The sequence below is a fragment of the Streptomyces sp. NPDC002577 genome (genome assembly GCF_053594815.1).
In genome coordinates this window covers 159057-184042 of the sequence record NZ_JBSFWK010000001.1, presented here as the reverse complement: position 1 = coordinate 184042, position 24986 = coordinate 159057, and the positions used below count along the sequence as shown (strand labels likewise).

Sequence of the window (24986 nt, the reverse complement as noted above, 5' to 3'; positions counted from 1 at the left end):
GGCGGGTGGGTGGGGGTGTCCCCCGGTTGGTCGCCGTAGCGATGACGACGTCGTGGTCGCCGTAGCTCGTCGCGAACCCCGGCGAGCGCTCAGCGGCGCAGCGGCCAGGCGGAAGCCTCGTGTTCCGCCTCGGTGCCCGCGAAGCGGGCGCACGCGTCGGTGAGGGCCTCGAGCAGCGTCAGCGGGTCCGGGAGCGCGTGCTCAGGCCCGCGCAGCCAGCTCACGCTCGCCCCGGCGGGCAGCTGGGCCGGCGGGACCAGGACGTACGAGCCGCGGCAGTGCCACCGCAGGCCCGGGTGCTCGTCCATCGTCTCGGGGTGGCAGTCCAGCTCGCAGGGCCACCACTCGTCCTCTTCCTCGGGCGTACCGCGCGTCGCCGTGAAGAAGAGCACGCGGTCACCGCCGGACTCGGCGACGGGCCCGACGTCGATCCCGTCGGCGAGGAGCCGCTCCAGCGCCTCGAGACCCGCCTCGCGGGGCACGTCGAGCACGTCGTGGACCATGCCCGTCGCGGTGATGAAGTTGGCCTGCGGCTGATGCCGCGCCCACCGCTCGATCTGTGCGCGGTCGGTCGTGGACTGGGTCTGCCAGGCGAAGGAGACGGGGTGCCGGCCGGGCGTCGGACAGCCGATCCGGTCGCAGGAACACCCGTACCCCGAGGGGTGCGCGGCAGGGGCGAGCGGCAGTCCCGCCGCGGCAACGGCCAGCAACAGGGCCTCGCGACCGCCGTCGTCGCTCGCGTCCTTGGGACGGCGACCGCGCAGCCACTGGGAAATCCTGCCCTGCCCGCCGGACCGGCGGCCGAACCCTGCGCCCATGTATCCCCTCATCTCACCGTCGTACCGTCCATGGTGCCACCATCCTGCGGCCCCGGTGACCGCAGTCCACATCAGGGGTACGTGGGGCGATGCCAACCCCCGGGTGTCATTACCGACATTCAGCGCATATATCCACCTACGGTGGTCGCCATGGTCACAAGGACGGTGCTGGTCGGCCTGGCGACGCTGACCGTCGCGGGAACGGTCGCGGGCCTCGCCCCGCTGGAACGGGGCAGCAGTCCCCTGACGATCGACGCGCTCCCCCGCGTCGTCTACACCGCACATCGCGGCGGCGCCCTGGAGGTGCCGGAGAACAGCATGTCGGGGCTGATGACGACGTTCCGCCGGGGGACGGCCCAGGTTCTCGACTTCGATACGCGGATGCTGCGCGACGGCACCGTCGTGACGATGCACGACGCGACCCTGGACCGCACGACACACGAGAAGGGCCCGGTGCGCGGGCTCACCCTCGCGCAGTGGCAGAACGTCCGGCTGCGTCCGGACCCGGACCTGCCGGGACACTGGCGCGCCGAGCGGCCGCCGACCGTCGCCGAGGTGCTCGACCGTCTCGGCGGCCGCACCGTACTGACGCTCGAGGCAAAGGACCCCGACAGCCTCGACACGCTCGCCGGGATGATCCGGGCGCGCGGTCTGACCCGCTCGGTGCTGGTCAACTCCAACCACCCGGAAGTCGCCCTGCGCGCCCACCGCTTGGGGCTGATCTCCCAGCTGTGGCGCTCGAAGAAGCAGATGCGCACGGACCGGCCGGAGCGCTGGGCGTCCTTCGTGGACGTGCTGGACGTCGACTACAAGGCGCGTGACTCCGATCTCGTACGGGCCGTGCGCTCGGGCATTCCCCGGGTGTGGGCACACACGGTGAACACCCGCAAGCAGCGCGACCGCGTACTGCGACTCGGCTGCAACGGCGTGATCACCGACGCACCGACCCTGCTGACGCGGGCCGGCACGACGGCCCGCTAGGCCCTGTCGGCTGCCGTCTCAGTCCGCAGCCGGCGGAGGCCACGCGTCGCCCCAGTCGGCATCGCGCGCCGCCCGGTACAGCCCTCCGTGCCGCTTCGTCACCGTCTCCCGGCGCAGCGTCTCGTCCGCTTCGCAAAGCTCGAGCAGGACCTGCCCCTTGCGGATCTGCGGGCGCCGGACGACCCGGGCCGGGGCCGTCTCAACCGGGAACCGCACCGCCGCCACGTAGCTGAACTTCTCGTCCTCGTACGCCAGTGAGCCGCCCTTCACCTGGCGGTGCAGGGACGACCGGCTCACGCGGGCCGAGAAGTGGCACCAGTCCGTGCCGGGGGCGATGGGACACGCGGCGCTGTGCGGGCACGGCGCCGCGATCCGGAACCCGGCGTCGATCAGCCGGTCACGGGCCTCGATCACGCGCGCGTAGCCGTCCGGCGTGCCGGGCTCGACGATCACGACGGCCGACCGCGCCGCGCTCGCCGCCGCATCGACCACCGCGCGCCGGTCGCCCTCGGTCAGCTCGCCCAGCACATACGACACCGTGACGAGATCAGTGCTCTCGATCGCGAGCGCCGATCCGATACGAGAGCGCTGCCACACCACGGACTTCAACGGCTCGTAGGACGCGGCCAGTTCCCGGCCCAGTGCCAGCGCCGGCTCCGCCCAGTCCAGCACCGTCACCGGCCGCTCGCCGTCCCAGGTCGCGGCCACGGCCCAGGTCGCCGCGCCCGTCCCGCCGCCGACGTCCACATGGCTGTCCGGCGCCCAGTCGGCGGGCGCGGCCGCCGCGAGCGCGTCCAGCGCGGAGCGGACCGCCTCGAAGGTCGCGGGCATCCGGTACGCGGCGTACGCGGCGACGTCCGAGCGGTCGCGGAGCACCGGGGCGTCGGTGGGAGTGCGCCCCCGGTAGTTGGCGATCAGCCGGTCCACGGCCTGCGCGGCCTGCGTCGGCGGCAGGCCGTCCAGCAGCCCTGCGAGGGCCGCCCGCAGGGTCTCGGCCGGGGAAAACGGGGTAACGGGGACGTTCACCCAGCGATTCTACGGGCGCCCCGGGCGGCACGGGCGAGCCGTGTGCCCGCCGCGGCCCGGGGCCGTCCCCCAGACTCCGTCCGGGGGGACCCCCATCTCGCTTCGCCCGCCGCATCCCGCCTCCGGGGATGCACCGTATTGGCCAGCAGCACCAGGAACGTGTCCGTCGCCGGGTCCAGGACCAGCGAGGTGCCCGTGAACCCGGTGTGCCCCGCCGCGCCCCGCCCCGCCAGCTCCCCCATGAACCACGGCTGGTCGATGGCGAAGCCGAGCCCGGGAGCCGTCAGCATCAGCTCCACGAAGTCGGGGCCGAGGATGCGCGCCGTACCGTACGACCCGCCGGCCAGCAGGGTCCGGCAGAGCACCGCCAGATCGCGCGCGGTCGAGAAGAGCCCGGCGTGGCCCGCGACACCGCCGAGCGCCCAGGCGTTCTCGTCGTGCACGACGCCCCGCAGCATCCCGCGGTCCGCCTTCGCCCAGGGCCTGCGCTGGTACTCGGTGGCCGCGGCGCCGGGCCGCGGGCCGAAGCCGGTCGCCGTCATGCCGAGCGGACGCGTGATCCCGTCCCTTACGAGAACATCCAGCGGCCTGCGCGTGATGCGCTCCAGGACGTGCTGGAGCAGCAACATGTTGAGGTCCGAATAGCAGTATGTGCCGGGCTCGGTGACCGGGGACTCGGTCTGCAGCGCGGCGAGGCGTGCCGCCTGGTCCGGGCAGTCGTACAGCGGGAGTTCGGGCCGCAGCCCCGAGGTGTGGGTGAGCAGCTGCCGCACGGTGATGCCGTGCTCGGCGGCCGCGCGGAACTCGGGGAGGTACGCCGCCACACGCGCGTCGATGCCGAGCGTCCCGCGCTCCAGCTGCTGCACCGCGGCGACGGCGGTGAACAGTTTGGTGAGCGACGCGAGGTCGAACGGGGTGTCGGTGCGCATCGGCACCCACCTGTCGCGCGGCAGCTCGACGCCCGTGTCGGCCTCGGCGTCGTATGCCGCGTACCGCAGCGCCCAGCCGTACGCCTCCTCGACGGCGATCACCGGGCCGCGCCCGGCGAGCACGACCACGCCCGCACACCAGGGCGGCTCCCCCAGCGGCAGCGCCCGCACCTCGGCCAGGAGCCGCCGCATCTCGGCGGGATCGAGCCCGGCGCGCTCCGGATTGCCGGTGCGCAGTCGTGGTGTGCTCAGTGCTCGGCCTCCTCCCGGGCGCCCATCGGCTGCGGGGTCCCGCTTTGCTGAGTCCCGCTCCCGGCGCGCAGGCTCGTCTCCTGTGCGCGCGGCTGCCAGGGACGGCACAGTGCCACGAAGCAGGCCACGGCCACCAGTGCGCAGGCCAGTTGGACGACGGCCATCGGGACGGCCGTGGTCTCGCCCGCGATGCCGACGAGCGGCGAGGCGATCGCGCCGACGAGGAAGGCGGACGTGCCGATCAGCGCGGAGGCGGAACCCGCGGCGTGCGGGGTCCGCATGAGGGCGAGCGCGTTGGTGTTCGGCAGGGCGAGCCCCATCGCGGACATCAGCACGAACAGCGCGGCGGCGACCGGTACGAGTCCCGGGTCGCCGAAGACGCCGGTCGTCAGGAGCAGCAGTGCCACGGCGGCGGCGGTGATGACGGCGAGGCCGACGGCGAGGGTCTTGTCGAGGCTGACCCGCTCCACGAGCACCTTGCCGTTGATCTGGCCGGTGGCGATCAGACCGACCGAGTTGATGCCGAACAGAAGGCTGAAGGTCTGCGGGGACGCCCCGTAGATCTCCTGGATCACGAACGGCGAGGCGCTCACGTAAGCGAAGAGCGCGGCGAAGGCGAAGCCGCCGGCGAGCATGTAGCCGGTGAAGACGCGGTCGGCGAGCAGGCCGCGCATGGTGCGCAGCGCCTCGGCCGTGCCGCCCGCGTGCCTGTTTGCGGGCGCCAGCGTCTCGGGGAGCGCGCGCCAGACGAGCGCGGTGAGGGCGGCGCCGATCACGGTGAGGACGACGAAGACGCCGCGCCAGTCGGTGATCCGCAGCACCTGGCCGCCGATGAGCGGGGCGACGATGGGGGCCACTCCGGAGATCAGCATGAGGGTGGAGAAGAACCGTGCCATCGCCACGCCGTCGTACAGGTCGCGGACGATCGCGCGGGCGATCACGATGCCCGCTGCGCCCGCAAGGCCCTGGGCCAGCCGGAACGCGATGAGCAGTTCCACGGTGGACGCGAAGGCGCACACGGCGGTGGCGACGATGTAGACGAGCATCCCGGCGATGAGCGGGCGCCTGCGGCCCCATTTGTCGCTCATGGGCCCGACGACGAGCTGACCGAGCGCCATGCCCGCGAGGCAGGCGGTCAGCGTCAGCTGCACGGTCGCCGCGGGGGCGTGGAGCACGTCGGTGACCTCCGGCAGCGCCGGGAGGTACATGTCCATGGACAGCGGCGGCAGGGCGGTGAGCCCGGCGAGCACCAGGGTGACGAGGAGTCCGGCGCGGCGGGCGGCGACGTGCCCGGCGGCCTCACCCTCTCCGCCGGCCCCTCCGGAACCCCGTTGCGTGCCCGCCGTGGGGCCCTCGTCCTCTCCATGGACGTCTATGTGGTTGTCTACGTGGTCGTCGTTGTGGCTGTCTATGTGGCCCTCCTCTGTGGGGCCCTCCGCCCTTGCCTCTGCTGACTTCCCTCGGCCGCGCTCGCGCATGGCCCCCCTCCCGGTCCTCGAATCCGCCACATATGCTCTCAGCTCGACGCGGCGGCCGAGACCGCCGGACGGCGAACAGGGAGGGAAAACACGTGACGACTCAACCGGTGCGGTGGGGCATCCTGGCCACCGGCGGGATCGCGGCCGCGTTCACCGCGGACCTGCTGGACCTGCCGGACGCGGAGGTCGTCGCGGTGGCCTCGCGGACGGACGCCTCGGCGAAGGCGTTCGCGGAGCGCTTCGGCATCCCGCGGTCGTACGGCAGTTGGGGCGCCCTGGCCGAGGACACGGATGTGGACATCGTCTATGTGGCGACACCGCACTCGGCGCACCGCGAGGCGGCGGGCCTGTGCCTGGAGGCGGGCCGGAACGTGCTGTGCGAGAAGGCGTTCACGCTCAACGTGCACGAGGCCGAGGAGCTGGTGGGCCTGGCCAGGGAGCGCGGCCTCTTCCTGATGGAGGCCATGTGGATGTACTGCAACCCGCTCATACGGCGGCTCAAGGAGCTGGTGGACGACGGCGCGATCGGCGAAGTGCGTACCGTGCAGGCGGACTTCGGGCTCTCGGGCCCGTTCCCCGCGTCGCACCGGCTGCGGGATCCGGCGCAGGGCGGCGGCGCGCTGCTCGATCTGGGTGTCTATCCGGTGTCGTTCGCGCAGCTGCTGCTGGGTGAGCCGTCGGACATCACGGCGAGAGCGGTGCTCTCGGACGAGGGCGTTGATCTCCAGACGGGAATGCTGCTCTCGTGGGAGAGCGGTGCTCACGCTCTGGTGCACTGCTCCATCGTCGGGGGCACCCCCATCATGGCGTCGGTCACCGGCTCCAAGGGCCGCATCGACATCCCGTACGGCTTCTTCCACCCCGACCGTTTCGTGCTGCACCGCGACGGCCGCGACCCGGAGGAGTTCGCGGCGGACCCGGCCGCCGGCACGGTCGCAAGCCTCAAGCACGAGGCGGTGGAGGTCATGCGCTGCCTGCGCGCAGGCGAGACCGAGTCCCCGCTGGTGCCGCTCGACGGCTCCCTCGCGGTGATGCGGACGCTCGACGCGGTACGGGACCGCATCGGCGTCCGCTACCCCGGCGAGGAGGCGGAGCGGGCTCAGGTCACCCCGGCCTGAGCCCCGGCCTCCGGGCCACCGTCACGCGAGCCACCGTCACGCGGGCTGCAGCCCCGGGTTCCCCGCCTCCGTCACGAACGACCCCGCCGTGACGACCGGCGCCCCCGGCGTCGTCACCGCGCTCACCGACTTGAAGTCGGCGCGCGCGGCGGCGGCGCCCAACTCGACCGTCACGTAGCCGCGCAGCCCGTTGTAGAACTTCATGTGCGGGTTGGCCGCCATGTAGGTGGCCCAGTTGGAGGGCTTCCCCGACCCGTTGCCGCCGCTGCTGATCGACGACGCCACGATCTCCGTGCCGAGGGTCTTCGACGACGGGTCGCCGAAGTCCCGCTTGATGTCGAAGCCGTAGTGGACGTGCACATCACCGGTGAGGATCATGAGGTTCTCGATACCGGCCGCCTCGGCACCCGCGAGGACGCGCTCGCGCGAGGCCGGGTAACCGTCCCAGGAGTCCATCGACACCTTGGACGGCAGCGTCGTGGAGTTGTACCGCTGGGAGAAGGTGACCTGCTGCGGTACGACGTTCCACAGCGCCCGCGACCTCTGCCAGCCGTCCAGCAGCCACCGCTCCTGGGTCTCGCCGGTCAGCGTGCGCGAGGGGTCCTCGGACTCCGGCCCCGAGTACTGCCAACCGTCCCCGTATGCCTGGTCGGAGCGGTACTGGCGGGTGTCGAGGATGTCGAACTGCGCGAGCCTGCCCCAGTGGAGCCTGCGGTAGAGCTGCATGTCCGAGCCCTCGGGCTGCTCCGGGCGGCGCAGCGGCTGGTTCTCCCAGTACGCGCGGTAGGCGGCGGCCCGGCGCAGCAGGAACTCCTCCGGCGGTACGGAGTTCTCGGGGGTGTCGCCCGCGTAGTTGTTCTCGGTCTCGTGGTCGTCCCAGGTGACGACGAAGGGGTGGGCGGCGTGCGCGGCCAGCAGGTCGGGGTCGGACTTGTAGAGGGCGTACCGCAGGCGGTAGTCCTCCAGCGTCACCGTCTCGTGGTTGAACAGGTCGGGCAGGGTGCCGGCGGCGTAGGCGCGCGCTCCGCCGGCCGAGTTGACGGCGTACTCGTACAGGTAGTCGCCGAGATGGAAGACCATGTCGACGTCTTCCTGCGCCAGGTGCTGGTAGGCCGTGTAGTAGCCCTGGTCGTAGCGCTGGCAGGAGACCAGGCCGAACTTCAGCGCGGACGTGCGGCTGCCGGGCTCGGGCGCGGTGCGGGTGCGGCCCGTCTCGCTGATCCAGCTGCCCACCTTGAACCGGTAGTAGAGGACGCGGTCGGCATCGAGGTGGTTCACCTCGACATGGACCGTGTGGTGGAACTCCGGGTGCGCGGTGGCGGTGCCACGTCTGACGATGCGCCGGAACTTCTCGTCATGGGCCAGTTCCCAGTGGATCGTTATGCGCTCCTGCGGCAGACCGCTGTCGGCCTGGAACGGCGCGGGGGCCAGACGCGTCCACAACAGCACGGAGTCCGGCCGCGGGTCGCCGGAGGCGACGCCGAGCGTGAAGGGGTTCTCGGTGATCCGGGCGGCGTCGAGCTCGGCGGCGCTCGCGGCGCCCGAGGCGGGCAGGTTGGTGGCGAAGGCGAGCGCGGCGGCGGCGCCGGTGACGGTGAGGAAGCGTCGGCGGCCGATGTGGCGGGCGGCGGCGCGGACTTCGGGGGCGTGCTGCGAAGGTGGCGTCGGACGTGCGGGTGTCATCTGACCCTCCCCTGACGGTTGTTGTCAGGGGCATTGAATGTGCGGGGGACGACGGTTGCCTGTCACGTACACAACAAAAAAGTGGCGGACGGATGAGTTCCGAACGACCGCCACTCACGCCCGAGTTCGCACGTCCATAAAGAATCTGCACAAACGGACTACGGACTACCGCCCCTTTGGGCCAGGTAACTCTCCTATGCTCAACTCCTCTCCACCAGACCTTCACACTTGAACCACATGTTGACCGCGCGCCACAGGTGAGGCGCACAGGACCACATCGAGGGGGGTGGACAACCGCTCCGCGGCTGACAGGCGCCCAAGGGGGGTCCCGCGATTGGGACCGCGGGAACGACCTGGGCCGCGGAGCGGTTGCCCTGCTTCACCCCTTCGTGGGCCGCTGAGCCCCGAGCACGCTTTCGATCTCCGCCAAATCCTCATCGGCCAGCGGCCCGTAGGCGAGCGCCCCCGCGTTCTCCTCGGCCTGCGCAACCGTCCGGAAGCCGGGGATCGGCACCGTCTGCGGGCTGCGCGCCCACAGCCAGGCCAGCGCGCCTTGAGCGAGTGTGCGCCCGCGGCTCGTGAGGACGGACCGTACGGCCTCGACACGCGCCAGCCACTCGGGGTCGGCGCCGCCACCCGCCGCGAACCCGGGCAGCCAGGCGGGCGGCGCACTGCGGATGTCGCCGGTGGCGAGCGTGCTCTCCGGCACGTACTTCCCGGTCAGCAACCCCATCGCGAGCGGGCTGCGGTTGATGCTCGCGAGGCCCGACTCCTCGCACAGGGCGAGCAGTTCGGGCGCGTCCTGAAGGACGTTGCAGCGGTGCTGGACTGCCGCGCAGTGCGGCCCCTCGGCGAAGACGGCCGCGCGCGCCGGGTCGTCGGTGCTCCATGCGTACGCGCGGATGAGCCCCTCGCGTACGAAATCCTCGCAGGCGTCCCGCAGGAGAGCGGCCCGCTCGGGGTCCGCGTCGGACAGATGCAGCTGGTAGAGGTCCACGTAGTCGGTGCCGAGGCGGGCGAGCGAGGCGGTCAGCGCACGCCGTACGTACGCAGGCGAATCGTCACTGCCCGTGAGGACCTTGCCGTCCTCGTCGAAGACGTTGCCCCACTTGGTGGCCACCACGACATCGGCCCTGTGCTTGCCGAGGGCCCGTCCCAGGACCCGCTCGCTGTGCCCGGCCCCGTAGACGTCGGCGGTGTCGAAGAAGGTCACGCCGAGGTCCAGCGCGCGGTGGACGGCGCGCACCGACTCCTCGTCGTCGACCTTGCCCCAGCCGAGCGGGCTCCCGTCGGCGTCCTGCCACTCGCCGCCGATGGCCCAGCAGCCGAACCCGAGGGCGCTCACCTCGATTCCGCTGCGGCCGAGGGGCCTTGTGTACGGGGTGGTGCGCGTACCGGCGCCCGTCGTCGCGCTGTCAGTCGCCGTGTTGTCGGCCGTCGGCGTGGTTGTCGCGTTGCTCGTCTCCATGCCTGTGAAGGCTAGGAGCTGGAGCGCACACGAAGGCAATCCTCCCGAGGGGACCAATCGTCCTTGAGGTCCTCATCCCCTCATCCCCTCGGTCCCTCGTGGACACTCGGGCGCTCAGGCCCCCTGGGCCTCCCCGCCGAACGGCCCCTCCTTCACCTCCTGCTCGGAGGGCGTCGCCTGGGCCAACCGCAGGTTCCTGTTGCGTGCCTTGATCACGCCCATCGTGCCGATGGCGGTGGCCGCGAACGCCACGGGGACCATCCAGTTGCGGTTGACGATGTGGCCGAGAAGGTGGTCGAGGGAGAGCCGGCCCGGACCGGTGATGGCAAGGCAGGCCGGGACGAGCCCGAGGAACGCCGCGTACTCATATCCGCCGCTCTGGGCGAAGAAACCGCTGGGCGCGGTCACGGCGGCCGCCCCCGCCATCCCGCCGGCCGCGGCCGCCCCCGCCGCGGGCGTCGCGAGACCGAGGGCGAGCAGCGCGCCGCCGCCCGTCTCGACGAGCCCGGCGGCCATGGCGCTCGCCTTGCCCGGCTTGTAGCCGACGGACTCCATGAAGGCACCGGTGCCCTCGATCCCACCGCCGCCGAACCAGCCGAAGAGCTTCTGGGCGCCGTGGGCGGCGAGCACCCCTCCGGTTCCGAGGCGCAGCAGCAGAAGGCCCAGGTCACGTCGGTCGATACAGGTCACGGCATCTCCTCGGAGCGTGTGGTCGTATGGGGGCGTACCGCATGCGACGTGCCGCCTGGGGCGTACGGGCCCCGGGCTCGCCAATGCCCACTCCACCGTCGCATCGCACCGGGCGGGGCACCCGGCGCATACGGCCGTTCGAGTGGGAGCAGTCGAGGCCGGGGGCATGACAGGGTGCCCCCATGGACCATCGCGAAGCACCCGTGGCGCCCGGCGCAGCCCTGGCACCCCTGTGGGAATCCGTTGACGCACTGCACGCCTGGCTCGACGGCCACAACCGGCAGACCCCGCGGGAGACCCTCCTGCTGCGGATGCTCAAACTCTCGGAGGAGGTCGGCGAGACGGCCCAGGCCGTCATCGGCGCCATCGGCCAGAACCCGCGCAAGGGCGTGACGCACACCTGGGACGACGTCCAGTCCGAACTCTGCGACGTCGTCATCACGGCCCTGGTGACCTTGCGGACGATGACCCCGGACGCACAGAAGGTCTTCGCGGCCCACCTCGACCGCGTCACGGCCCGCTCACGCACGCAGTGACACCGCGAGGGTGTTCAGCACCAGCCCGAGAGAGGACACATGCCATGGGCCTCACCGCCAGCGAGGCGCGCAAGGAACTCTTTCCCCTGATCAAGAAGGTCAACGACGACCACGCCCCCGTGCGCATCCACTCCAAGAACGGCGACGCCGTCCTCATGTCCGCAGAGGATGACGACGCCTGGCAGAAGACCATCTACCTCCTGCGCTCACCCGCCAACGCGCGCCGCCTCATGGAAGCTGTCGCCCGCGACCGTGCGGGCCGGTCAGGAGTCGCCAAGACCCTGGAAGAGCTCCAGGAGCTGGCGGGCGAGGAGTGAGGGACGGCAACTTCGCCCCAGGCGCCTGGGACGACTTTCAGCACTGGCCGGCGACCGACCGCAAGATGGTGCGCCGTATCGTCCGCCTCATCGGCGAGATCCAGCGCAGGACGGTGCCCAGGCGAGGGCGAACGGGACGGGGATGCCGATCAGCCAGCCGGTGACAAGGAGTTGCCTGCGGCGGAAGCGGGCGGTCAGCGCTCCGGCGGCGAGGTTGGTCAGGGCCTTGGTGAGGCCGAAGGCGATGATGAACGAGAAGACCGCGAGGTCGCTGGTCAGGCCGAAGACATCAGTGCCGATGAGCGGCACGGTCGTGCGCTCCAGGCCGACGAGAGCGCCGACGCAGACGTTGACGACGACGAGCAGCGTGAACTGCAGCCAGTTCTCCCGCAGTCCGAGACGGACGGCGGGCAGCGAACCGGTGGTGGTCGTGGTCATTTGTGTCTTCCTTGCGGAGTCTCCAGGCGGGTGGCGTCCGCCCGCCCGGTTGCGTCTGCGTCAGCCGCGGTCATGGGTCAGCTGTTGCGCAGGCGGGCCAGCGTGGCGTCCAGGTCGGCCTGGCGGGGCCGGTTGTAAGGAAGCTTGGCGAGCATGGCCGCCATACCGCAGGTGTTGGTCACGGCGGAGAAGACCAGGCCGGCAGCGATACCGGCGGACAGCAGCTGGAAGGCGGGGTGGACGACCAGGCCCAGGAGCAGGCCGAGCAGGACGACACTCCCGGCGGTGAGGCGGACCTGGCGTTCCATGCCCCACGTGGCCTTGGTGCTGCAGGCGCTGCCCTGGGGGCGGTCGAGGTCGTTGCCCTGGGCGGCCCAGGCGCCGGTGCCGCCGGCGAGGGTGGCGGCGTGGATGCCGTTCTCGGCGAGCTGCCGGCAGGCGTTCTCGGAGCGGGCGCCGGAAGCGCACACGACGAGGATCTCACCGCGCTGGGCGGCGTTGCGGATGTCGGACATCGCCCGGTCGAGCTGGTCGAGGGGGATGTTGAGGGCGCCGGGGATGTGGCCGCCGGCGTACTCGCCGGGGGTGCGGACGTCGATGACGGTCAGCTCGTTCAGGCGGGTGCGGGCCTGACGGGGGTCGAGGGAGGTGGGAGTGGTCATGGTGGGTGTCATCCTTGTGTGTCGGTACGGCCCCGATAGGGGGAGTCCATGGCTCCCACGGGGGGATTCCCCGTGGGGTGTTGGTGAGGAGTGGTCGCGGAGCTTGGTCCCGCGGGTGCGGAACCGCAGTAGGCGGCGATGATCGCGGCCCCGGCGCGGTCCGGCGCCCGGGGCGTCAGACGAGGGCGTCGACGAGCATGAGGGCGGCGACCGCGAGCAGCACGTAGGCGAAGATGCGCTGCAGGGTGTTGCCCTTGAGCTTCTTCGACTGTCGTTTGCCGTCCCAGGCGCCCAGGATCGCCGCCGCGGTGAACGGTGCGATGACCGCCCAGTCCAGGTGGGTCCCGGTGCCGGCCCGGGCGGCGAGCGCGGCCAGCGAGTTGATCGTGATGACCAGCAGGCTGGTGCCGACGGCGCGGCGCATGGGCAGGCTCAGCACACTCACGAGGGCCGGCACGGCGAGGAAGCCGCCGCCCACGCCCAGGAACCCGGTCACCGCGCCGAGCCCGGCGCCGGCCGCGCCGGCCTTGCCGGGGTGCACCTCGCCGGTGGTCTCGGCGCGCGCGGGCCGCAGCATGCGCAGGGCCGCGAGCGCCGCGATGACGGCGAAGGCGACGGTCAGCACCGCCTGGGGCAGGTGGCCGGCGGCGGCCCCGGCGAGCATCGCGGGAATGATGCCCGCCGCTGCGAACAGCAGCCCCGTCCCCCAGGCCACATTGCTGTCCCGGGTGTGTCCGGCGAGCGCCGTGATCGACGTCAGGGTGACGATGATCAGGCTGGCCGTGGTCGCCTGTGCCGGGGTGAAGCCGAGCAGGTAGATCAGAGCGGGCACCGCCAGGACGCTGCCGCCACCACCGAGGCCGCCGAGGGCCAGGCCGACGACGGCACCGGCGACGAGCGCGAGGATCAGAGCGGTCATGCTATGGAGCCGTTGTTCCCGCGTTCGTCGACGACCGGGTGACCGGCGGCGGCCCACTCCTTCATGCCGCCCTTGACGTCCACCGCCTCGGCGCCGCATTCGGCCAGCAGCTTGGCGGCGCGCTGGGAGCGGTTGCCGCTGCGGCAGATCACCACCAGGGGCCGGCCCTGGGCCGCCTCGGGCAGGGCCGCTCCCAGCGAAAGGCCGGACAGCGGTGCGAATACGGCGCCGGGCGCGTGCCCGGCATCCCACTCGCCCTGCTCCCGTACGTCCAGCAGGACGGCCGGGGCGTCGCCGCCCTGGGTGCGCCGGTGGGCCTCGTCGACGGTGACGCGGTCTTCACCGCCATGGAAGAGGAACATCACACAACCTCTCGTACTGCTTGTGGTGGGGGGAAGGTCGGAGAGCCTGCTCAGCCGGTGACCACGGTCAGTCCGGCGTCGGCGGCGGAGCCGAACCCGTCGTCCACGGCCACGACGTCACGGCCCGCGGCGTCGAGGAGCGAGGCGGCGATTCCGGCACGCATGCCACCGGCGCAGTGCACCCACACGGTGCCCGCCGGGACCTCGCCGAGCCGCTTGTGCAGCTGGTGGACCGGGATGTGCACGGAGCCCTCGATGTATCCGGCGGCCCGCTCGGAGTCACGGCGTACGTCCAGGACGACGACGCCGTCCTTGCCGTGCTCGGCCAGGCCGGCGAACGTGGAGCGGGGGAAGGAGGCCAGGGAGCCGCCCTCGGAGACCCACTCCTGCGGCGCGCCGGTCGCGGCGGCCGCGGGGCGGTCGATGCCGACCCGGACCAGCTCCCGCTGGGCGGCGGCAAGCTGCTCGGGGGACTCGGCGAGCAGGGTCACCGGCTTGCCCCACGGGATCATCCAGGCCAGGTAGGTGGCGATCTTGCCGTCCACCTCGAAGTTGAACGATCCGGCGACATGGCCCTCGGCGAACGCGACCCGGTTGCGCAGGTCCACGACCCACTCACCGGCCGCCAGCCGGGCGGCGATCTCGCCGGCGTCCGCGACGGCGGGGGGCGTCAGGTCCACCGGGGCGGGACCGCCCGCGTTGGCCGGGCCCATGTGCGCGTAGTAGGCGGGCACGTCGTCGAGCTCGGCCAGCAGCCGGGCGACGAAGGAGTCCACGTCCGTGGTCAGCGCCGCATTGACGCTCTTCTCCTTGCCGATGGTGGTGGCGTCCCCCTCGGCCTGCGCGGAGGAGCAGAAGCTGCCGAAGCCGTGCGTGGGCAGGACGGACGTCTCGTCCGGCAGCTGAGCCGCCAGGCGGTGGGCGGAAGCGTGCTGGGCGCGGGCCAGCTCCTCGGTCAGGCGGGGCTCCACCAGGTCCGGGCGGCCCACCGTGCCGATCAGCAGCGAACCGCCGGTGAACGCGGCCACCGGCTTGCCCTGCTCCTGCAGCACGTAGGAGGTGTGGTGCGGGGTGTGCCCCGGAGTGGCAACGGCCCGCAGCTCCAGCCCGTCATCGATCGTCACGGTGTCACCGTCGGCCACCGGCACCCGCGCGAACGACACATGCGCTCCGGCCGGCACCAGGTAGGCGGCACCCGCCACCCGGGCCAGCTCCAGACCACCGGTGACGTAGTCGTTGTGGATGTGCGTCTCGACCACATGCGTGATCCGCACACCGCGCCGGGCCGCCGCCGCCAGGACCTGGTCGAAGTCGCGCGGCGGGTCCACGGCCACGGCCGTCTCCTTGCCGCCTGCCAGGTAGTGACGGTTGCCGAGGCCCTCGAGCTCGATGGTGTCGATGAAGAACACGGAGGATGCTCCCTTCCTCGAAATTACCCCCCCGGGTATACATGCGACTGTAACACGAATACCCCAGGGGGTATTTCTGTGATTGCTGTCGCCCCTCGCGCGCTCATGACCATGGCCGTCGGATCCCGAGAACCGTGATCCCGGCCGTGAGCCTGTGGCGCCCGGCATTGCGCGGACGGAGGCGGACGGGAGAGACGTGCGGCCGGGGCCGCCTTACGGGCGCGGCCTCAAGCCGGCGGGCGTCCGGGGCACGTCATGGGCGAGGCCGGCGGGCGGCGAGGCCGCCGCGGGCATGCAGGACCGAATCGGGTGCCTCCACCGCCAGGCGACAGGGTCGCACCGCTTCTCACGCCAGCGACAGGAAAAGCCTTTCCAGGCGAGCACGGATCTGCTCGGCGTCCTCACCGTTCTTCCGGCCGGCATCGATGTCCATCACGCACTGCTGCAGACCCGTCGAGATGATGGCGAAACCGGCGCGGTCCAGGGCGCGGGACGCGGCGGCGAGCTGCGTGACGACGTCCTCGCAGTCGCGGCCTTCCTCGATCATCCTGATGACACCGGAGATCTGGCCCTGCGCACGACGCAGCCGGTTCAGCACGGCCTTCAGGTCCGCACCCTCAAGCTCCAGTTCCACGATTACTCCTTGACGAAATACCCCCGAATAATACCCCTAGGGGTACTAGGAAACGTCCCGGTACGGAACGGGATCGCCGAAGGTCGCCGACCCGCGCTCATTCGCCGCCGGCGGTGTCCGCGGCGGCGACCTCGCGCCGTAGCGCGTCCATGTCGACGGACCGGATCTTGCCGATCAGCTCCTCCACCTGAGGGCGGCCCTCGGCGCCGAGCCTGCTACCGGCTGGTGACGTCGAGTTCGGCGAACATCCCGGCGAGGTAGTGGCCGGGGAAGTTGCACACCAGCTCGTAGCGCCCGGGAGGCAGGGTCAGCGTGGTCCAGGACATCGCGCCGGAGGTGATGCCGTCACCGGCGCCCGCCGCACAGCTGCGGGACGCCTCACCCAGGCTGCCCGCCTCGTTGACCTTCCCGTCAGGACCGGTGACGCGCTCCCCGGCACCTCGGCCCGGCGGCAGTGGGAGTACCACCACTTCGTGAGTGAGTGCGCCGGCGTTGAATACCCGAAGCGAGATCACACCGGTGGGGACGGCGGCCGGATGGAGCACCAGGCGCATCATGTGCATGCCGTACCCGCCAGGACCGCCGCTCATCATGCCCGGACCCATGTCGCCTGCCGTCACGTCCACCGCGTGGCCCGGCAACGCAGGCGCGCCGCAGGACGCACCTGGCGCCCGCCAGGCCGCAGGGGCCGCACTGCGGAAGGCGCCGGTGGCAGCCAGCAACGCAGTGGTCGAGATGCCCAGCACAAGGGCGGTGACCGCCGCGGCAATGGCCAGCCACACCCCGCGCCGACGGTCCACGTTCACCGGTACTCCCGCAACAGCGCCAGCCGTCGTTTGTATTCGTCTTCGTCGATCTCCCCGCGGGCGAACCGCTCGGCGAGCACGTCCTCGGCTCGTCTACTCCCCGACCACGGCTCACCGGGGGAGGAAGGCTGAACGGACTGATGGCTGCGGCGGGCGCTGGTGACGTAGTGGACGAGCGCGACGATCCCGGCGATCACCAGCGCCCAGAAGAACACCATGATCACGGCCATCACGATCCAGCCGCCCCAGCCGCCGCCGTACCACATCATGACGATCACTCTCCGGGCGCATATATCCCTCTTCCAGCGTGCGCCCGCAACGGCCGTCGCGCAGGCCACGCAGCGGCCGGGCCGGTCCGCAGAAGCTGACAGCGCCGTCAGCCGCCCGGCGCGGGCCCAGCACCAGCGCCCGACGGGGGAGGTCGAGGCGCTTGTCCATGCTCAACCGGAACGTGCCGTGGGGGTTGATGTTCGAGGTGCAGACCCTGCGCGATCAGCTGCATCAGGCACGCGCACAGCAAACCGGTGACGGGGCGAACGCGGCGTGACACGCTCCCCCGCCACCCCGGGCGGCACGCTGGTGCTCGACAGTGAAGGGCTGGCCAAGGCCGTACTGCGCGACCGAACGGTCACTGTCTGGCTCGCCCTCGCCCGCGCCGACGACCTGCGCGTGATCACCTCCGCGGCCACCATTTCAAAATCACGTGATATACGCGGGATCGCAGCCCTGACGCGTCATCAGAGAACGCGTCGGCCTGGGGAAACGACTGGGAAGCCGACGGCCTCCGGCGCCCTGTGCAGGTTCGAATCCTGCCGAAGGCGCCCACCTACGCGCCGTTCGGGTCCGACGGCACCCCGGCGCCCAGCGGACGGCGCGTGCACAACGGGTGCACATCCACACAAAAACTCCCGGGAAACCGCAGGTCCAGGAGGGCGGACCGCCAAAACACCCAACGGCCCTGACCAGGGAATTTACCCTGGTCAAGGCCGTATTGACAGACGAGCCGAGCTATACGCCGGGTTCTGTTCCCCCGGGTCCTCGCGGACCTGGAGGCGACGGCCATCCATCTAGGACCGACGTTGCCGCCGGCCTCGTGCGGTCTACCCGCGGACTCGGGCGAGCCGCCCTCGAACATCCGCGCAGGGCCACCTGTTACAGCGGCCCCTCTTGACCTTGCTCCGGGTGGGGTTTACCGAGCCGCCTGGGTCACCCCAGGCGCTGGTGGTCTCTTACACCACCGTTTCACCCTTACCGAGGACCGCCCTCTTTAAAAGAGCACAGCCCCGGCGGTCTGTTTTCTGTGGCACTGTCCCGCGGGTCACCCCGGGTGGCCGTTAGCCACCACCCTGCCCTGTGGAGCCCGGACGTTCCTCGGGAAGATCCCCGAAGGGTTCTTCACGCGGCCGCCCGCCCGGCTCGTCTGCCGTGGTGACCATGGTACGCGAGCCGAGCTCAGAGGAACTCCGCCGTCTCCAGGTCGAAGCCGAACGGCTCAGGGAGGGGCAGCGTCTTGCCGAAGCTGATCGTGCAGTGCTGCCGGTAGTCGCCGTCTTCGGGCGCGCTGAACAGGGTGACGGAGGACTCGTCGCGATCGACCAGGAGATAGAGGGGGATCCCTCCCCGTGCGTAGCACCGGCGCTTGGGCTCGCGGTCGACGCTCGGCCTGGAGGACGTCACCTCGGCAACCATTGCCACGCCGGCGCAGGGCATCCAGGGTTCCGCACCCCGGAAGAGGCGAAGATCGCTGGGGGCGAAGGTGGCATCCGGGATGAGGTGATCTCTGGGGCAGTCCCCCGCACTCGCCAGCTTGATTCCCTTGTTGCCGGAGACGTCCATATCCGTTCGGGATCGCCTGATCACCTGCTTGACGATCTGGTTGATGTAGTCCTCGTGATCCCCGTCCGGCGGCGGCGTCACAACGATCTCCCCCTCGATCAGTTCGGCCCGGAAGCCTTCCGGCGTGTCCAGCGCCAGGAAGCCCTCCAGCAGCAGGTCCGCCTGCATGAGCGGCGCGTGTGGCATGGCTGTCATGTCACGCCCCTTCCTTGGTCGCTTGCCAGACTGGGACACCGTCGATCAGCCATCCGTGAGATCGGGGGTACTTACTTCGATCGTGGCACACGATCACGGAAAGTTGTCGGGGTTGACTTCGCGGGAACCGCGACCACGGGCTGCGGCAGCGCGTGGCGTCACGCCGGAGTGAACAGCGCCTTCGCCTTTCCCGGATCCGCCTGCACAAGACGGACGCGTAGCGGCTCCCCGAGCGGGAGCGGCTCCGTACCGCCCTCGATGCGGGCTACGACCGCCGGGTCGGTCAACTGTACGGTTCCGACGGTCGGTTCGTGCTCCTTCACGTCGACCACACAGGCGTCGAAGACGTCGCCGATCCGGTCCATGAGCAGCGCGGCCTCGACGATGTCGAGGCACTCGCGCTCGACCGTGCCCGCGCGCCGTGTGCCTTCCGCCATCTCCGCGGGCAGCGTCTCGAGGCCGGCGAGCACCCACTCGGGCGGCTCCCGGTCCGCGGCGGCCGCGAGGGAGATCTCGGACGTGTAGCGGTCGATGAGGCGGCGCAGGGGTGCGGTGCAGTGGGTGTAGGGCGCGGCGACGGCGGCGTGGAGGGTGTGCTCGGGGAGCTTGCCGCCGGTGAAGACCGTGTATCCGGCGCCGCGCAGGAGGGTCGTGCACTCCTGCAGGAACGCCGCGTGCCTGGGCTGCCGCGGGTCGAGCGAGCGGATCAGCTCCGCGTACGGGACGTGGTGCGGCCAGTCGATGCCGAGGGCCTTCGCGGTACGGCGGAGGCGGCCGACGGCGCCGTCGGGGGCGGCCGGGAGGGTGCGCAGGACGCCGGTGCCGTGGGCGAGCATCAGTTCGGCGGCGGCCATGCCGGTGAGCAGGGAGATCTGGGCGTTCCAGCGGTCGGTGGGGAGCGGGGCGCGGTAGCCGAGTGCGTACGTTCCGGTGGCGCGCCGCCCGGGGGCCGGGGCCTCGATGATCTGCTGTTCGGGGACGTTGAGGGAGATGCCGCCGCGTTCGGCCTCTCGTTGTTCGCGCAGTGTGCCGACGGTCTCGAGGAGGGCGAGCGGCTCCTCCGCGGTGCCCGCGTCGATGTGCCGCTGGGCGCTCGCGTAGTCGAACCTGGTGCGGTTGCGGACGAGAGCGCGGCGTACGTCGGTGGAGACCGTGCGGCCGTCGGCGTCGAGGTCGAGGGTCCACAGCACGGCCGGGCGGGCCCGGCCGGGGAGCAGGCTGGCGGCGCCCTCGCCGAGCAGCGCGGGGTGCAGCGGAACCCTTCTGTCCGGGAAGTAGAGGGTGGTGATCCGGCGGTGAGCCTCGGCGTCGAGCGCCAGTCCCGGGATGACGAACGCGGCGGCGTCGGCGATCGCGTAACGCACCCGGAAGCCGCCACCGGGACGCCGGGACAGGTGCATGGCCTGGTCGAGGTCCTGGGACGCGGCCGGGTCGATGCTGAAGAGCGGCAGATCCGTCGCGTCGCGATCCGGCAGCCGTGGCGCCTGCGCAACCTGTTCCGCCTCGTCGAGGACGGCGTCCGGGAACGTCTCGGGCACGGCGAGCTCCGCACGCAGCCCGCGCAGCGCCGCCCGCAGCGGGGTGTCGACCGCGGCGGTCACCTGCAGATGGCGGCGGGGCATGGACCGAGCGTAGGCCGGGGCCGCACCGACGGCATGCTGTGGCCGGCGGCACCTGCCCGCCGCGAGTGGGCGCCGCCGGCCGGCCGACGGCACCCCGTACCCTGACGCGGGGGCCGCACCCCGCCTGCCCCTTACCGTCCCTCACGCCCTCGAGGAGATCCGCTGTGCTCGTGCTGCTGCCGCCGTCCGAAGGCAAGGCCCCGTCCGGGCGCGGCGCACCGCTGAAGCTGGACTCGCTGTCGCTGCCGGGGCTCACCGAGGCACGGCAGGCAGTGCTGGACGAGCTCGTCGAACTGTGCGCGGGAGACCCCGGCGAGAACGAGAAGGCCCGTGAGGTGCTCGGGCTGAGCGAGGGCCTGCGCGGCGAGATCGCCAAGAACGCGGAGCTGCGGACGGGGGGCGCGCGGCCCGCCGGGGAGATCTACACCGGCGTCCTCTACGACGCGCTGGACCTCGCGTCGCTCGACCCGGCCGCGAAGCGGCGGGCGAAGCGCGCACTGCTGGTGTTCTCGGGGCTGTGGGGCGCGGTCCGGGTGGGCGACCGCATCCCGTCCTACCGCTGCTCGATGGGCGTCAAGCTGCCGGCGCTCGGCGCGCTGGGGGCGTACTGGCGAACGCCGCTGGCCTCGGTCATGCCCGAGGCCGCCGGGGACGGACTCGTACTGGACCTGCGGTCGTCGGCATACGCGGCCGCCTGGAAGCCGAAGGGCGACGTCGCGGAGCGCACGGCGACCGTGCGGGTGCTGCACTCCCAGGTGGTCGACGGGGTGGAGAAGCGGTCCGTCGTGAGCCACTTCAACAAGGCGACGAAGGGCCGGATCGTACGGGCACTGCTGTCGGCCGGCACCGCGCCCGAGAAGCCGGCAGCGCTGGTCGAGGCGCTGCGGGACCTCGGTTACGTGGTGGAGGCGGAACCGCCTGCGAAGGCCGGGCGGGCGTGGGCGCTGGACGTGGTGGTGACGGAGATCCACTGAGGGCTCCGAGCTCATTGCAGCATGTGCAACACTCTTTGCGAATGCTGCACGACGCGCGGCAGGATAAGCGCATGACTACGCCGCTGCCCTCTTCTCCGCTGCCCTTGTCCGTACTGGACCTCGCCCCCGTCCTCCCCGTCGTCGTCGTGGAAGACGTCGCCGATGCCGTGCCGCTGGCGCGGGCGCTGGTCGCGGGCGGGCTGCCCGCGATCGAGGTCACGCTGCGCACGCCCGTGGCGCTCGGCGCGATCCGGGCGATCGCGGACGCGGTGCCGGGCGCGGTGGTCGGCGCGGGCACCGTGATCTCCCCCGCGAACGTCGCCGACTCGCTGGCCGCCGGGGCCCGCTTCCTGGTCAGCCCGGGCTGGACGGACGGGTTGCTGGAGGCGATGAAGGCGTCCGGGGTGCCGTTCCTGCCGGGCGTCTCGACGACGTCGGAGGTCGTGGCGCTGCTGGAGCGCGGCGTGCACGAGATGAAGTTCTTCCCCGCGGAGGCGGCCGGCGGCACCGCGTATCTGAAGTCCCTCGCCGGACCGCTTCCCCAGGCCCGGTTCTGCCCGACGGGCGGTGTCGGCCTCGGGAACGCGGCGGCGTATCTGGCCCTGAAGAACGTCGCGTGCGTGGGCGGCAGCTGGATCGTGCCGCGGGACGCGGTCGCGGCGCGGGACTGGGACCGGGTGGAGGCGCTGGCGCGCGAGGCGGCGGCGTTGCGGTAGCCCTCGGGGGGCTCCGAATCGGGGCTCTGAATCGGGGCTCTGAATCGGGGCTCTGAATCGGCCTACCGGAGGTGCCCCGTGTCGTTCAGCAGCCGCAGGCTGGCGTTCCCGTCCGCGTAGTAGGCGATCGCGGAGAGCGAGGCCGCCGACAGTTCCATGCGGAACAGCGACTCGGGCGGGGCACCGAGAGCGAGGCGTACCAGCGTCTTGACCGGGGTGACATGCGTGACCAGGAGGACCGTGCGGCCCCGGTAGGCGGTGATGAGTTTGTCGCGGGTCGCGGCGACACGGCGGGTGACCGTCGTGAAGCTCTCGCCGCGGGTGGGTGCCGCCTTCGCCGAGGCGAGCCAGGCGTTCAGGTCGTCGGGGTAGCGGTCCCGTACCTCCGCGAACGTCAGGCCCTCCCAGGCACCGAAGTCCGTCTCGCGCAGGCCGTCCTCGATGCTCACGTCGAGTCCGAGCCGGGTGGCGACGATGTCCGCGGTCTCGCGGCACCGCCTGAGCGGCGAGGAGACGACGGCCTGGATCGTGCCGCGGGCGGCGAGCGCCGCGGCGACGCGCTCGGCCTGGGCGCGGCCCACGTCGGACAGCGCCGGGTCGCTGCCGCCGCTGCCCGAGAACCGCTTCTCGGGGGTGAGCGGGGTCTCGCCGTGCCGCAGCAGTACGAAGGTGGCGGGCGCGCCGAGATCGGGCGGCGCGGCCCAGCCGACGGGCGGCGTACCGGCGGCGACGCTCCGCGCCGCGCGCACATCGGCGTCGGCCTTCGCCTCGGCATCGCCCCTGGCGCCCGCCTCGGCTTCTGTGCCGCCCTCGGCAGCGGCCGTCCGGCCACGGTCGGCGACGTCCTCCGCCCCGCCACCGCGGGACCGTGAAACCCCCATCGCCGCCCGCGCCCTCGCCGCCCCGGCGGCCGCGTCCCCGGGCGGTCCGGACGGGGCGTGCCCAGCAGGGCCCGCGGCGGAACCAGCGAGCGGAGCAGCGGGAGCCGCCCACTGCTCCCCCCGCCTCCCCGCGTCCATCGCCTCGTTGGCCAGCCGGTCCGCGTGCTTGTTCTGCTCGCGCGGGATCCACTCGAAGGTGATCTGCGAGGGCGGGAACACCGTCTTCGCCTCGGCCGCGAGCGGCCTCATGCCCGGGTGCTTGATCTGCCAGCGGCCGGACATCTGCTCGACGACCAGCTTGGAGTCCATCCGCACACGGACCCGCGCCGCCGGGTCCAGCTCGTGCGCGGCCCTGAGGCCGGCGAGCAGGCCCCGGTACTCGGCCACGTTGTTCGTGGCGGTCCCGATGTACTCGGCGACCTCCGCCAGGGTCCGGCCCGTGGCCGCGTCCTTCACGACGGCGCCGTAGCCCGCGGGCCCCGGGTTGCCCCGGGAGCCGCCGTCGGCCTCGACGATGAACTCACGCATGTGCGGCGGCCCCTGCCGAAATCCGGAATCCAGGGCTCTACAGGCCGGACTCGGACGTACGGACCAGGATGCGCCGGCAGTTCTCGCAGCGCACCACGGCGTCCGGGGCCGCGGCCCGCACCTCGTTCAGCTCGGTGATGTTGAGCTCCAGTCGGCAGCCCTCGCAGCGCCGCTGGTAGAGCCGGGCCGCGCCGATGCCGCCCTGCTGCTCGCGCAGCTTGTCGTAGAGCTTCAGCAGGTCCGCGGGCACGGAGGCGGCAACGACCTCGCGCTCCTTGGTGACCGACGCGGTCTCGCCGTCGATCTCCTCGTACGCGGCGTCGCGCCGGCCCGTCGCGTCGTCGATCTTCGACTGGACGGAGGCGACCCGCTCCGTCAGCTCGTCGACCCGCTCCTGCGCGGACTCACGGCGCTCCATGACCTCGAGCACGATGTCCTCGAGGTCGCCCTGGCGCCGGGCGAGCGAGGCGATCTCGTGCTGGAGGTTCTCCAGGTCCTTCGGCGAGGTGATGGCGCCCGAGTCCAGGCGCTGCTGGTCGCGGGCGGCGCGCTGCCGGACCTGGTCGACGTCCTTCTCGGCCTTGTCCTGCTCGCGAGCGCAGTCGCTCTCCTCCGTCTGCGCGGCGACGTGCAGGTCGCGCAGCTGCGTCAGGTCCTTGTTCAGCGACTCGATCTCGGCGTGCTCGGCCAGCGACTTCCGCTTGTGCGCGAGCTGCTGCAGGCGTACGTCGAGGGCCTGGACGTCGAGGAGTCGGATCTGGTCGGCGGGCGCGGCGTTCAGTTGGGGGCTCCAGAAGGGGTGGGCGCGGCTGAGGCCGCGTGGGCGGTCCAGGGGTCGGTGACCGTCGTCGAGACGTGGACGCGAAGTCCCCATCCGTGCCGGTCGGAGATCTCGTCGAGCTGGGCTGCGGCCAGCTCGCACCAGGGCCACTCGGTGGCCCAGTGCGCCGCGTCGAGCAGCGCGAGAGGACTGTGCTCGCGGGCCTCGGACACCGGGTGGTGGCGCAGGTCCGCGGTGAGGAAGGCGTCGACGCCGGCGGCGCGCACGTCGTCGAAGAGGCTGTCGCCGGAGCCGCCGCTGACCGCCACCCTGCGTACCGGCGCGTCGGGGTCGCCCGCGACGCGGATGCCCTGCGCCGTGGCGGGCAGCCGCTTCGCGGCGAGCTCGGCGAGCTCGGCCACGGTCAGCGGGTGGTCCAGTTCGCAGACGCGGCCGAGGCCGCGGCGGCCCGCGGGATCCGTCGGGTCGGGCACGAGCGGGCCTACGACCCGCAGGTCCAGGGCGCCCGCAAGGGCGTCGGAGACGCCGGGATCCGCGCGGTCGGCGTTGGTGTGCGCGACGTGCAGCGCGACGTCGTTCTTGATCAGGGTGTGCACGACGCGGCCCTTGAAGTGGGAGGCCGCGACGGTCGTCGTACCGCGCAGATACAGCGGGTGGTGGGTGACCAGCAGGTCGGCGCCGAGCTGCACGGCCTCGTCGGCGATCTCCTGGACGGGGTCGACGGCGAACAGCACCCGGGTGACCTGCGCGTCCGGTTCGCCGCACACGGTGCCGACCGCGTCCCATCCCTCGGCCCGCTCGGGGGGCCAGAGTGCGTCGAGCGCGGCGGTTACTTCAGACAGACGGGGCACGAGGGACAGGCTAGCTCGTCTTCGCGGCCGAGCCGCCGCCGCTCCCGGGCTCCCGGCTGACCAGCGGCTGATCAGT

Annotated in this window: 27 protein-coding genes, 1 other RNA gene and 1 pseudogene; 8 read left to right on the top strand and 21 right to left on the bottom strand. The window is 72.0% G+C overall.

All coding sequences use genetic code 11. The features are described 5' to 3' along the window. Positions 1-89: 89 nt before the first annotated feature. The gene (locus ACWD4J_RS00900) at positions 90-818 is read right to left on the bottom strand and encodes a bifunctional DNA primase/polymerase (protein WP_451393107.1); all 729 of its coding nucleotides are present in this window, start codon (positions 816-818) and stop codon (positions 90-92) included. 150 nt (positions 819-968) lie between these two features. On the opposite strand from ACWD4J_RS00900, the gene ACWD4J_RS00895 reads away from it, so the two are divergent. Beyond that, positions 969-1799, top strand: coding sequence for a glycerophosphodiester phosphodiesterase (locus tag ACWD4J_RS00895; protein WP_451393106.1), 831 nt, complete (start codon positions 969-971; stop codon positions 1797-1799). 18 nt (positions 1800-1817) lie between these two features. On the opposite strand, the gene ACWD4J_RS00890 is transcribed toward ACWD4J_RS00895, so the two are convergent. Genes ACWD4J_RS00890 through ACWD4J_RS00880 form a run of 3 tightly spaced genes read right to left on the bottom strand, consistent with a single transcriptional unit; the run spans position 1818 to position 5484 of the window. Then, a complete protein-coding gene (locus ACWD4J_RS00890; RefSeq protein ID WP_451393105.1) occupies positions 1818-2825 on the bottom strand; it encodes a small ribosomal subunit Rsm22 family protein in 1008 nt (335 codons plus the stop codon). Next, positions 2822-3946: a serine hydrolase domain-containing protein gene (locus ACWD4J_RS00885; protein ID WP_451393104.1), complete on the bottom strand. Its 1125-nt coding sequence runs from the start codon at positions 3944-3946 to the stop codon at positions 2822-2824. The genes ACWD4J_RS00890 and ACWD4J_RS00885 overlap by 4 nt, the downstream gene beginning before the upstream one ends. Before the next feature lie 56 nt (positions 3947-4002). Beyond that, positions 4003-5484 carry a multidrug effflux MFS transporter gene (locus ACWD4J_RS00880; RefSeq protein WP_451393103.1) on the bottom strand — a complete coding sequence of 494 codons (1482 nt, stop codon included), beginning with the start codon at positions 5482-5484 and terminating at the stop codon, positions 4003-4005. Between the two features lie 92 nt (positions 5485-5576). Here ACWD4J_RS00880 and ACWD4J_RS00875 point away from each other — a divergent pair, with 92 nt between their 5' ends. Further along, complete coding sequence (locus ACWD4J_RS00875; RefSeq protein WP_451393102.1) at positions 5577-6602, top strand: Gfo/Idh/MocA family protein; 1026 nt, start codon at positions 5577-5579, stop codon at positions 6600-6602. Positions 6603-6638: 36 nt separating this feature from the next. Here ACWD4J_RS00875 and ACWD4J_RS00870 read toward each other — a convergent pair whose 3' ends face one another. The 3 genes from ACWD4J_RS00870 to ACWD4J_RS00860 form a co-directional block, all read right to left on the bottom strand. After that, positions 6639-8285, bottom strand: coding sequence for an alkaline phosphatase D family protein (locus ACWD4J_RS00870; protein WP_451393101.1), 1647 nt, complete (start codon positions 8283-8285; stop codon positions 6639-6641). A 379-nt stretch (positions 8286-8664) separates the two neighbouring features. Further along, the gene (locus ACWD4J_RS00865; protein WP_451393100.1) at positions 8665-9753 is read right to left on the bottom strand and encodes an aldo/keto reductase; all 1089 of its coding nucleotides are present in this window, start codon (positions 9751-9753) and stop codon (positions 8665-8667) included. Between the two features lie 114 nt (positions 9754-9867). After that, positions 9868-10443 (bottom strand): DoxX family membrane protein, encoded by a 576-nt coding sequence (locus tag ACWD4J_RS00860; protein ID WP_451393099.1) that lies wholly within the window; start codon positions 10441-10443, stop codon positions 9868-9870. A 182-nt stretch (positions 10444-10625) separates the two neighbouring features. On the opposite strand from ACWD4J_RS00860, the gene ACWD4J_RS00855 reads away from it, so the two are divergent. The 3 genes from ACWD4J_RS00855 to ACWD4J_RS00845 are packed head-to-tail and all read left to right on the top strand — an operon-like array spanning position 10626 to position 11460. Next, positions 10626-10979 (top strand): MazG-like family protein, encoded by a 354-nt coding sequence (locus ACWD4J_RS00855; RefSeq protein WP_451393098.1) that lies wholly within the window; start codon positions 10626-10628, stop codon positions 10977-10979. Positions 10980-11023: 44 nt separating this feature from the next. Beyond that, the gene (locus tag ACWD4J_RS00850) at positions 11024-11296 is read left to right on the top strand and encodes a type II toxin-antitoxin system Phd/YefM family antitoxin (protein ID WP_451393097.1); all 273 of its coding nucleotides are present in this window, start codon (positions 11024-11026) and stop codon (positions 11294-11296) included. Continuing rightward, entirely contained in the window at positions 11293-11460 is a 168-nt protein-coding gene (locus ACWD4J_RS00845; RefSeq protein WP_451393096.1) for a type II toxin-antitoxin system YoeB family toxin, read from the top strand. Before ACWD4J_RS00850 ends, ACWD4J_RS00845 begins: the two co-directional genes overlap by 4 nt. Here ACWD4J_RS00845 and ACWD4J_RS00840 read toward each other — a convergent pair. From ACWD4J_RS00840 to ACWD4J_RS00805, 8 genes are all read right to left on the bottom strand, one after another. Beyond that, positions 11384-11734, bottom strand: a complete 351-nt coding sequence (locus ACWD4J_RS00840; RefSeq protein WP_451393095.1) for a hypothetical protein — start codon at positions 11732-11734, stop codon at positions 11384-11386. The two genes, ACWD4J_RS00845 and ACWD4J_RS00840, sit on opposite strands and share 77 nt — an antisense overlap. Before the next feature lie 77 nt (positions 11735-11811). Next, a complete protein-coding gene (locus ACWD4J_RS00835) occupies positions 11812-12396 on the bottom strand; it encodes a rhodanese-like domain-containing protein (RefSeq protein ID WP_451393094.1) in 585 nt (194 codons plus the stop codon). Between the two features lie 175 nt (positions 12397-12571). Next, positions 12572-13315: a sulfite exporter TauE/SafE family protein gene (locus tag ACWD4J_RS00830; protein ID WP_451393093.1), complete on the bottom strand. Its 744-nt coding sequence runs from the start codon at positions 13313-13315 to the stop codon at positions 12572-12574. Continuing rightward, positions 13312-13677 carry a rhodanese-like domain-containing protein gene (locus ACWD4J_RS00825; protein WP_451393092.1) on the bottom strand — a complete coding sequence of 122 codons (366 nt, stop codon included), beginning with the start codon at positions 13675-13677 and terminating at the stop codon, positions 13312-13314. Before ACWD4J_RS00825 ends, ACWD4J_RS00830 begins: the two co-directional genes overlap by 4 nt. A 50-nt stretch (positions 13678-13727) precedes the next feature. Next, positions 13728-15086 (bottom strand): MBL fold metallo-hydrolase, encoded by a 1359-nt coding sequence (locus tag ACWD4J_RS00820; RefSeq protein ID WP_451393091.1) that lies wholly within the window; start codon positions 15084-15086, stop codon positions 13728-13730. Between the two features lie 346 nt (positions 15087-15432). Continuing rightward, on the bottom strand, positions 15433-15720 hold the full coding sequence (locus ACWD4J_RS00815; protein WP_451393090.1) for a metal-sensitive transcriptional regulator: 288 nt from the start codon (positions 15718-15720) through the stop codon (positions 15433-15435). A 215-nt stretch (positions 15721-15935) separates the two neighbouring features. Then, entirely contained in the window at positions 15936-16526 is a 591-nt protein-coding gene (locus ACWD4J_RS00810) for a sulfocyanin-like copper-binding protein (RefSeq protein WP_451393089.1), read from the bottom strand. Continuing rightward, positions 16523-16795 (bottom strand): SHOCT domain-containing protein, encoded by a 273-nt coding sequence (locus ACWD4J_RS00805; RefSeq protein ID WP_451393088.1) that lies wholly within the window; start codon positions 16793-16795, stop codon positions 16523-16525. Before ACWD4J_RS00805 ends, ACWD4J_RS00810 begins: the two co-directional genes overlap by 4 nt. A 274-nt stretch (positions 16796-17069) precedes the next feature. Here ACWD4J_RS00805 and ACWD4J_RS00800 point away from each other — a divergent pair. Continuing rightward, a pseudogene (locus ACWD4J_RS00800) lies at positions 17070-17219 on the top strand (DNA-binding protein); the annotation flags it as partial. 302 nt (positions 17220-17521) lie between these two features. Here the strand turns inward: ACWD4J_RS00800 and rnpB are convergent. The 3 genes from rnpB to ACWD4J_RS00785 form a co-directional block, all read right to left on the bottom strand. Then, positions 17522-17945, bottom strand: an RNA gene (gene rnpB, locus ACWD4J_RS00795) — RNase P RNA component class A. A 33-nt stretch (positions 17946-17978) separates the two neighbouring features. After that, positions 17979-18548, bottom strand: coding sequence for a Uma2 family endonuclease (locus ACWD4J_RS00790; RefSeq protein WP_451393589.1), 570 nt, complete (start codon positions 18546-18548; stop codon positions 17979-17981). A gap of 167 nt (positions 18549-18715) precedes the next feature. After that, positions 18716-20179, bottom strand: a complete 1464-nt coding sequence (locus ACWD4J_RS00785) for an RNB domain-containing ribonuclease (RefSeq protein ID WP_451393087.1) — start codon at positions 20177-20179, stop codon at positions 18716-18718. Between the two features lie 164 nt (positions 20180-20343). On the opposite strand from ACWD4J_RS00785, the gene yaaA reads away from it, so the two are divergent. Next, positions 20344-21153: a peroxide stress protein YaaA gene (gene yaaA, locus ACWD4J_RS00780; protein WP_451393086.1), complete on the top strand. Its 810-nt coding sequence runs from the start codon at positions 20344-20346 to the stop codon at positions 21151-21153. 71 nt (positions 21154-21224) lie between these two features. Further along, positions 21225-21869, top strand: a complete 645-nt coding sequence (gene eda, locus ACWD4J_RS00775; RefSeq protein ID WP_451393085.1) for a bifunctional 4-hydroxy-2-oxoglutarate aldolase/2-dehydro-3-deoxy-phosphogluconate aldolase — start codon at positions 21225-21227, stop codon at positions 21867-21869. Between the two features lie 62 nt (positions 21870-21931). Here eda and ACWD4J_RS00770 read toward each other — a convergent pair whose 3' ends face one another. From ACWD4J_RS00770 to ACWD4J_RS00760, 3 genes are read right to left on the bottom strand one after another with little or no spacing between them, the layout of a single operon-like run. Further along, a complete protein-coding gene (locus tag ACWD4J_RS00770; protein WP_451393084.1) occupies positions 21932-23278 on the bottom strand; it encodes a bifunctional RNase H/acid phosphatase in 1347 nt (448 codons plus the stop codon). A 37-nt stretch (positions 23279-23315) separates the two neighbouring features. Further along, on the bottom strand, positions 23316-24059 hold the full coding sequence (locus ACWD4J_RS00765; protein WP_451393588.1) for a zinc ribbon domain-containing protein: 744 nt from the start codon (positions 24057-24059) through the stop codon (positions 23316-23318). After that, positions 24056-24910 (bottom strand): Nif3-like dinuclear metal center hexameric protein, encoded by an 855-nt coding sequence (locus tag ACWD4J_RS00760; protein ID WP_451393083.1) that lies wholly within the window; start codon positions 24908-24910, stop codon positions 24056-24058. Before ACWD4J_RS00760 ends, ACWD4J_RS00765 begins: the two co-directional genes overlap by 4 nt. Between the last annotated feature and the right edge of the window lie 76 nt (positions 24911-24986).

What these genes read in the sequence shown, in the direction of transcription:
- ACWD4J_RS00900 (WP_451393107.1), bottom strand. Translation starts at nt 818, where the DNA reads ATGGGCGCAGGGTTCGGCCGCCGGTCCGGCGGGCAGGGCAGGATTTCC.
- ACWD4J_RS00895 (WP_451393106.1), top strand. Translation starts at nt 969, where the DNA reads ATGGTCACAAGGACGGTGCTGGTCGGCCTGGCGACGCTGACCGTCGCG.
- ACWD4J_RS00885 (WP_451393104.1), bottom strand. Translation starts at nt 3,946, where the DNA reads ATGCGGCGGCTCCTGGCCGAGGTGCGGGCGCTGCCGCTGGGGGAGCCG.
- ACWD4J_RS00880 (WP_451393103.1), bottom strand. Translation starts at nt 5,484, where the DNA reads ATGCGCGAGCGCGGCCGAGGGAAGTCAGCAGAGGCAAGGGCGGAGGGC.
- ACWD4J_RS00870 (WP_451393101.1), bottom strand. Translation starts at nt 8,285, where the DNA reads ATGACACCCGCACGTCCGACGCCACCTTCGCAGCACGCCCCCGAAGTC.
- ACWD4J_RS00865 (WP_451393100.1), bottom strand. Translation starts at nt 9,753, where the DNA reads ATGGAGACGAGCAACGCGACAACCACGCCGACGGCCGACAACACGGCG.
- ACWD4J_RS00855 (WP_451393098.1), top strand. Translation starts at nt 10,626, where the DNA reads ATGGACCATCGCGAAGCACCCGTGGCGCCCGGCGCAGCCCTGGCACCC.
- ACWD4J_RS00850 (WP_451393097.1), top strand. Translation starts at nt 11,024, where the DNA reads ATGGGCCTCACCGCCAGCGAGGCGCGCAAGGAACTCTTTCCCCTGATC.
- ACWD4J_RS00840 (WP_451393095.1), bottom strand. Translation starts at nt 11,734, where the DNA reads ATGACCACGACCACCACCGGTTCGCTGCCCGCCGTCCGTCTCGGACTG.
- ACWD4J_RS00835 (WP_451393094.1), bottom strand. Translation starts at nt 12,396, where the DNA reads ATGACCACTCCCACCTCCCTCGACCCCCGTCAGGCCCGCACCCGCCTG.
- ACWD4J_RS00830 (WP_451393093.1), bottom strand. Translation starts at nt 13,315, where the DNA reads ATGACCGCTCTGATCCTCGCGCTCGTCGCCGGTGCCGTCGTCGGCCTG.
- ACWD4J_RS00825 (WP_451393092.1), bottom strand. Translation starts at nt 13,677, where the DNA reads ATGTTCCTCTTCCATGGCGGTGAAGACCGCGTCACCGTCGACGAGGCC.
- ACWD4J_RS00805 (WP_451393088.1), bottom strand. Translation starts at nt 16,795, where the DNA reads ATGATGTGGTACGGCGGCGGCTGGGGCGGCTGGATCGTGATGGCCGTG.
- ACWD4J_RS00790 (WP_451393589.1), bottom strand. Translation starts at nt 18,548, where the DNA reads ATGCCACACGCGCCGCTCATGCAGGCGGACCTGCTGCTGGAGGGCTTC.
- ACWD4J_RS00785 (WP_451393087.1), bottom strand. Translation starts at nt 20,179, where the DNA reads ATGCCCCGCCGCCATCTGCAGGTGACCGCCGCGGTCGACACCCCGCTG.
- eda (WP_451393085.1), top strand. Translation starts at nt 21,225, where the DNA reads ATGACTACGCCGCTGCCCTCTTCTCCGCTGCCCTTGTCCGTACTGGAC.
- ACWD4J_RS00770 (WP_451393084.1), bottom strand. Translation starts at nt 23,278, where the DNA reads ATGCGTGAGTTCATCGTCGAGGCCGACGGCGGCTCCCGGGGCAACCCG.